Below are 6,443 nucleotides of genomic sequence, written 5' to 3'. Positions count from 1 at the left end.
TGCCGAGCGAAGCGGAGTGGGAATACGCGTGCCGGGCGGGGACGACGACGCCGTTTTCGTTTGGCGACGAGCTGACGCCGGAGCGGGTCAACTACGATGGGAACTACCCCTACGCGGGCGGCGCGAAGGGGCTGTATCGGCAGAAGACGGTGGCGGTGGCGTCGCTGCCGGCGAACGCGTGGGGCTTGTACGAAATGCACGGCAATGTGTACGAATGGTGTGCGGATTGGTACGGCGATTACGCGAATGAGCCGCAGGTCGATCCGCAAGGGCCACCGAGTGGCGATTCCCGCGTGGTGCGCGGCGGCTCGTGGAACACCAACGGCGGGAACGTGCGTTCCGCCGACCGTAGCTGGGACGGGCCTGGCTACCGCGACCGGGTCGTCGGGTTCCGGCTCGCCCTAGGTCACCAGCCAGCAGGCAGGTGAACCTTCAACCGGAAGGACGTCCTGTTCGCCGCGCGGGACGCGCGGGGTACGGGACGGCCAGCGCTGCCCGCCAGCGGTCGGTGTTGCCCTTCGTCACGCCGCGCGTGACGATGCGCCGCGACCATCCAGAGCTTCAAGTGCCAGGATACGCAAGCGCTCTTCGCCGGTGGGAGCGTTCGTCGCCGGGTGGGCAGCGAGCACCGGGCGCTGTGCGGGCTATCCCGGCTTGACGGGTCTTCCGTTCTCGACGATCTGCGCGTTCTGCCAGGAAATCGCCTCGATGCTGTGACCGGTAACCGAAGGGGACAGCACAGCATCCGGAGCAATGATCGCTGGGGCGTCTGCCTTGTCCGGACAGCGGACGGCTTGGCAGATGTGGCGATCGTCGATGATCGCTGAAGGACCAGAACCCTGTGCGAGTTCGCTCCGGTATCCCCCGGCGAAATGCTGGAAGAGGAGTTCCGCAAACCTCTCACCGCCAGGTAGAACGTTGCGACAAAAAGCCTCAACTTTCGACGATAATCAGATGATTGCAAGGTGATTGTGGAGGAGGTGCAAGCATGCCGGGAAAGACGAGTCGTGGGGAACTGTGATTGACTGCGGAAGAAAAGCAGATGCTTGAGGAGTTGTCCAGGTCAAGGACAGCGCCGCTGCGCGAGGCCGAGAGGGCGAAGATACTGCTGGCGTACGTGGAGCATCGGTCGTTTGCTGAAGTCATGCGGCGAACGGGTGTGGGAGGTTCAACCGTCACAAGTGTATCGACAAGGCGTTGGCTGGCGGAGTGGTGGCTGGATTGAAGGACACGTACCATCGTCCGCATCCGCCGGAGATCACCGATGAGGCAAAGGCCTGGGTGGTGAGTTTGGCCTGTAGCAAACCGAAAGACCATGGCCGTGCAGCGGAAGTATGGTCGATTTCGGCGTTGTCGGAGTTTGCCTCGATCCATGCCGTTGAGACCGGGCACCCCCGTTTGGCGCAAGCGGGCAAGAACACGGTGTGGTGGATTCTCAACGAGCGACAGATCAAGCCGCACAAGATGAGCTACTATCTGGAACGGCGCAACCCCGATTCTGACCAGAAGATGAAAGAAGTTTTGATGGTTTATCATGAGTTTACTGGAAGAGTCCCTATGCCGCACTGGAGAGCGTCGGCATCTTGGCCAGGGTGGTGAATGCCCGGCATGTCAAGAATGTACCCGGGCGCAGGGCCGATGTCGCCGATGCCCAGTGGCTGGCCACGTTGGCGTGCGCCGGCCTGTTGCGCCAGTCATTCATCCCGCCGGCGGATATCCGACACCTGCGCCTGATCGCACGCCAGCGCCAAGAGGCTCGGCGGCATGCTCTCTTCCGAGAAGAACCGACCGCTTTGTTGCATGCGCTGGTCGATCTTCGCTGCCCGTCGGCGGAATTCGCTCACGCTCATCAGTAGCCCGCCTCTTTCTGATGCCGGAATGCCAGAACATATACCGCATCGGCAGCCGGTTCGTGGCGGTACAGGGCGACATAGCCGGAATCCCCGAAGGCAATCACCAGTTCGCGCAGCTCCGGTGTTTCATGGAACGGACGGCCAATGTCGGGTGCCGTTTCCAGCAGCAGGAATTGCCGCTCGATGGCCTGACCTGCTCGCCTGGCGGCATCCGGGGCTTTGACGGCAAGGAAGCGCCGGCATCGCTCCAAGCCTTCCGCCGCGCCTTCGGTGACGATTACTTGTGGCACTCAGGAATCGCCTTTTCATCTTCGGTGCCCCAAGTGCTCAACCAGGTGCGAACTTCCTGGCCAGTCAGGTGCCGACCGGTTTCCTGATAAGCGACCCAGGATGCCAAGGCTTCCTGCTTGAAGCTCTCGCGAGCTTCCTCACGCTCGACGTACTGCCGGATGGCTTCGAGCATGATCCAGTGGGGCGAGCGACGGCGCTGGGTGGCGAGGTGGTGGACGCGACCTTTCAGCGTGTCGTCAATTTTGAGCGATGTTGCCATTGCTGCGCTCCTATTACTTGGTGATACCAAGTGAAAATCTAACCCTTCCTGCCCTGTCCGTCAAACGATCGTTAGTCGGTCAAGTCGGACGCTGCCCGGTAAATACTTGTAAGCTAATTATGGATTCCGGGTTGGTGCCCGCGCACCCAGCGCGACACGTGGACCATGTTACATTCCGCCCTATTTTCCCCTCAAACAGCGACGGTCATTACACCCCCAAGACGGGCATCAGCCGCGCTCGTCGGCGAGCGACGTTTTCTGTGCTCGCCCTCAGCCCGGCGGGTCGTCGGCGTCGCTGCTCGCAGCGGCTTCCGGCCCGGTGCGCACCAGCGCGTAGTCGCTGCTGCGCACGCCGCGCAGCAGCAGATCGGTCTGCTCGCCCGGGATGCCGAGGATTTCGAGGCTCTCGGCGCCGAGGCGCAGGCTGGCTTCTAGGGTTTCCGGATAGGCCTGGTTGACGCCGGCGCGATAGAGCGCGTCGCAGGTGGCGAGGTCGCGCGCGCGGGCGACGATCGCAATGTCCGGCGAGTGCGTGCGAATCATCGCCGTCGCGCGCAGCGCGGCGTGCCGGTCGTCGATCGTCAGGACGACCAGGTCGGCTTCGTGCAGCGCCGAGCTGGCGAAGAGTTCGGGGTCGTCGATGTTGCCGTAGAAGACCGGGTGTCCGGCGCTGCGCCATTCGGCGACGAGCGTGGCGTTCTTGTCGAAAGCGACGTAGGGGATGCCGTTGTGCGCGAGCAGCGTGCCCACCGTGTGGCCGACGCGGCCGTAGCCGGCGATGACGACGCGCGCGACGTGTTCGCCGCCGGCCGGCGGGCGGAAGCGCTCGTGCACGCCGCCGGCGGATTCGTGCAGCCGGTTGGCCAGGCGGTCGCCGAGCTTGACGAGCAGCGGCGTGAGCAGCATGGTGAGCGAGATGACGGCGACGCCGGTGACGAAGACGAGGTCGTCGATGACGCCGAGCGCTTTGGCCGCGCCGAAGACGACGAAGCCGAATTCGCCGCCCTGCGCGAGCAGGAAGGCGACGCGCAGCGCGGTGCCGCGGCCGGTGGCGAAGAGCAGGCAGAGCAGGTAGAGGACGACGACCTTGATGACGATGATCGCCAGCACGTGCAGCGCGAACTGCAAGGGCTGGGCGGCGAGCGCGCCGACGTTGACCGACATGCCGACGGCGACGAAGAAGAGGCTCATCAGCAGGCCCTTGTGCGGCTCCATCGTGGCTTCGATCTGCAGGCTGTAACGCGAGGTCGACAGCATCATTCCCATCAGGAAGGCGCCGAGCGCCATCGACATTCCGGCGTGGTCCATCGCCCAGGCGGCGACGAAGACGGCGGCCATCGCGGCGAGGAAGAAGGCTTCGCGGTTGTTGCGCCGGGCGAGCGTGTCGAGCACGCGCGGCACCAGGTAGCGGCCACTGACCAGGACGAGCGCGACCATCGCCAGCGCGCTGCCGATCTGTTCCCAGAGCGGCATGCCTTTCGGCAGCGGGCCGGCATCGGCGAGCACCGGCACCATGGCGAGCAGCGGGACGACGGCGATGTCCTGCATGAGCAGCACGGCGAAGGCGGTCTGCCCGTGCCGGCTGGCAATCTCGCCCTGTTCCCTGAGCATCTGGATGACGAAGGCGGTCGACGAGAGCGCGAAGCTGGCGCCGAGCAGGATGGCGGTCGGCCAGGCCGGGATGAACAGGCGGAAGTAGGCGGCGATGGCGAGCGCCGAGACGATGATCTGCAGCGATCCCAGCCCGAAGAGCGTTCGCCGCAGTTCCCACAGGCGGCGCGGCTTCATCTCCAGACCGATCAGGAAGAGCAGCAGGACGACGCCGAGCTCGGTGAAGTGGCGCACGTCGTCGACCCGGTTGGTGACGAAAGGTCCGGGCGTGTGCGGGCCGACGATGATTCCGGCAACGAGCAGACCGAGGATCGAACCCAGTCCGAAGTGGCGGAAGACGGCGACGGCGATCGCCGCGACGACGAGCATGAGGACGGCGGAATGAACGAAGGATTGCGGGTCCATGCGGGGCAGTCGGTGGGTGGCGGAAAGGGGTGGGCGCTCGCCGGCGCGCGGCCGGCCGGGCGGCGCTCAGTCGAAGTAGCTGCGCGCGCTTTCGAAGCGCTGCGCGTAATAGGGGGCGGCGAGCTGGTCGATGCGCACGCGGCCGTTGGTCGACGGTGCGTGCACGAAGCGGTCGTCGCCGATGTAGATGCCGACGTGCGAGAACGGGGCGTTCCGCGTGTTGAAGAAGACGAGGTCGCCCGGGCGCAGGTGCGTGCGCGCGATCGGCCGGCCGCGCCGGGCGATGTCGGCGGCGCTGCCGGCGACGTTCAGGCCGGCGGCGCGCCGGTAGATGTACGACACCATGCCGCTGCAGTCGAGGCCGGCCGACGGGTGCTTGCCGCCGAAGCGGTAGTCGGTGTCGATCAGGCTGAGCGCGTAGAGGACGACGTTGTGCCCCTTGTCGCTCGCTGCGGCGCCGGCAGCCGGGCGGGGCGCCGTTGCCGCCGGGTCCGGCGGCAGGCTGCTGCAGGCGGCGACGAGTAGCCCGAGGGCACCGACGATGATCGTTTGGAGACGCATGGTGCACAGTATAAACTGCCGTTTTTGCTTTTTCGGAGACGGCCATGCAACTCGCCGACGCGCGCCTGCTGCTTTCCGCAGCTTATCTTGACGGTCGTTGGCAGGCAGCCGACGATGGGCAAAGCCTGCCGGTCTGCAACCCGGCGAGCGGCCAGGAGATCGCGTCCGTGCCGCTGATGGGGGCGGCCGAGACGGCGCGCGCGATCGACGCCGCCGCCCGCGCGCTGCCCGCGTGGCAGGCGCGCACGGCGAAAGAGCGCGCGGCGATCCTGCGCCGCTGGTTCGAGCTGATCGTCGGCAACGGCGAAGACCTGGCGCAACTGATTACCGCCGAGTGCGGCAAGCCGCTTGCCGAGGCGCGCGGCGAGGTCGCTTACGGCGCGGCCTTCGTCGAGTGGTTCGCCGAGGAAGGCAAGCGCGCTTACGGCGAGACGATTCCGAGCCCGGCCGGCGACCGCCGGCTGTTGACGATACGCCAGCCGATCGGCGTCTGCGCGGCGATCACGCCGTGGAATTTTCCGCTCGCGATGATTACGCGCAAAGTCGCTCCGGCGCTTGCCGCCGGGTGTACGGTCGTCGTCAAACCGGCCGAGCAGACGCCGCTGACCGCGCTGGCGCTCGCCTGGCTGGGCGAAGCCGCCGGTTTGCCGGCCGGCGTGCTCAACGTGCTGACCGGCGATCCGCGGGCGATCGGCGGCGTGCTGTGCGCCAGCCCGCTCGTCCGCAAGCTGTCGTTCACCGGGTCGAGCGAGGTCGGCCGGCAATTGATGGCGCAGTGCGCGCCGACCGTCAAGCGGCTGTCGCTCGAACTCGGCGGCAACGCGCCGTTCATCGTTTTCGACGACGCCGACCTGGCGGCGGCGGTGGAAGGCGCGCTCGTCGCCAAGTATCGCAATACCGGCCAGACCTGCGTCTGCGCCAACCGTCTGCTCGTCCAGGAGGGCATTCACGATCGTTTCGTCGAGCAACTGGCGGCGCGCGTGGCGACGCTGCGCGTCGGCGCGGGCAGCGAGGAGGGCGTCGCGCAGGGGCCGCTGATCGACGCGGCGGCGCTGGCCAAGGTCGAGGCGCTGCTCGCCGATGCGCTCGCCCAGGGCGCGCGCGTGCTCACCGGCGGCAAGCGGCACGCGCGCGGCGGGCGCTTTTTCGAACCGACGGTGCTGACCGGGGCGACGCCGGCGATGCGCCTGGCGCGCGAGGAAGCCTTCGGACCGCTGGCGCCGGTCTTCCGCTTCACCGACGAGGAAGAGGCGATTCGTCTGGCCAACGACACCGAGTATGGCCTGGCGGCGTACGTCTATACGCGCGACGTGGCGCGCTGCCTGCGCCTGGGCGAGGCGCTCGAGTACGGCATGGTGGGTATCAACACCGGGCTGATCTCGAACGAGGTGGCGCCTTTCGGCGGCATCAAGCAGTCGGGAATCGGGCGCGAGGGTTCGCGCCACGGGCTGGCCGAGTATCTC

7 protein-coding genes and 1 pseudogene are annotated in these 6,443 nt (G+C 66.7%); 4 read left to right on the top strand and 4 right to left on the bottom strand.

From position 1 onward, the window contains the following. The 3 genes and pseudogenes from Q1L59_RS02530 to Q1L59_RS02515 form a co-directional block, all read left to right on the top strand. On the top strand, nt 1-428 hold a 428-nt coding region (locus tag Q1L59_RS02530; RefSeq protein ID WP_300327720.1), incomplete at its 5' end, for a formylglycine-generating enzyme family protein. 793 nt (nt 429-1,221) lie between these two features. Then, a complete protein-coding gene (locus tag Q1L59_RS02520) occupies nt 1,222-1,599 on the top strand; it encodes a hypothetical protein (protein WP_300327719.1) in 378 nt (125 codons plus the stop codon). Continuing rightward, nucleotides 1,539-1,788 (top strand): annotated as a pseudogene (locus Q1L59_RS02515) (transposase); the annotation flags it as partial. The gene Q1L59_RS02520 and the pseudogene Q1L59_RS02515, both read left to right, overlap by 61 nt. 61 nt (nt 1,789-1,849) lie before the next feature. Here the strand turns inward: Q1L59_RS02515 and Q1L59_RS02510 are convergent. From Q1L59_RS02510 to Q1L59_RS02495, 4 genes are all read right to left on the bottom strand, one after another. After that, nucleotides 1,850-2,143 (bottom strand): type II toxin-antitoxin system RelE/ParE family toxin, encoded by a 294-nt coding sequence (locus Q1L59_RS02510; RefSeq protein WP_300327718.1) that lies wholly within the window; start codon nt 2,141-2,143, stop codon nt 1,850-1,852. Continuing rightward, nucleotides 2,131-2,403: a CopG family ribbon-helix-helix protein gene (locus Q1L59_RS02505; RefSeq protein WP_300327717.1), complete on the bottom strand. Its 273-nt coding sequence runs from the start codon at nt 2,401-2,403 to the stop codon at nt 2,131-2,133. The genes Q1L59_RS02510 and Q1L59_RS02505 overlap by 13 nt, the downstream gene beginning before the upstream one ends. A gap of 270 nt (nt 2,404-2,673) precedes the next feature. Then, entirely contained in the window at nt 2,674-4,419 is a 1,746-nt protein-coding gene (locus Q1L59_RS02500; protein WP_300327716.1) for a cation:proton antiporter, read from the bottom strand. A gap of 66 nt (nt 4,420-4,485) precedes the next feature. Continuing rightward, nucleotides 4,486-4,980 (bottom strand): C40 family peptidase, encoded by a 495-nt coding sequence (locus Q1L59_RS02495; RefSeq protein ID WP_300327715.1) that lies wholly within the window; start codon nt 4,978-4,980, stop codon nt 4,486-4,488. 44 nt (nt 4,981-5,024) lie between these two features. Here Q1L59_RS02495 and Q1L59_RS02490 point away from each other — a divergent pair. Continuing rightward, nucleotides 5,025-6,443, top strand: a 1,419-nt coding sequence (locus Q1L59_RS02490; RefSeq protein WP_300327714.1) for an NAD-dependent succinate-semialdehyde dehydrogenase, incomplete at its 3' end; no start/stop codon positions are given.

The sequence above is a fragment of the Accumulibacter sp. genome (assembly GCF_029255125.1).
Classification (GTDB): domain Bacteria; phylum Pseudomonadota; class Gammaproteobacteria; order Burkholderiales; family Rhodocyclaceae; genus Accumulibacter.
Note: the sequence above shows the minus strand (reverse complement) of the source record. Positions and strands in the feature narration are given on the sequence as shown.

Bases quoted from the DNA above. Each gene is read 5' to 3' on its own strand.
- Q1L59_RS02505 (WP_300327717.1), bottom strand. From the start codon at position 2,403: ATGGCAACATCGCTCAAAATTGACGACACGCTGAAAGGTCGCGTCCAC.
- Q1L59_RS02500 (WP_300327716.1), bottom strand. From the start codon at position 4,419: ATGGACCCGCAATCCTTCGTTCATTCCGCCGTCCTCATGCTCGTCGTC.
- Q1L59_RS02495 (WP_300327715.1), bottom strand. From the start codon at position 4,980: ATGCGTCTCCAAACGATCATCGTCGGTGCCCTCGGGCTACTCGTCGCC.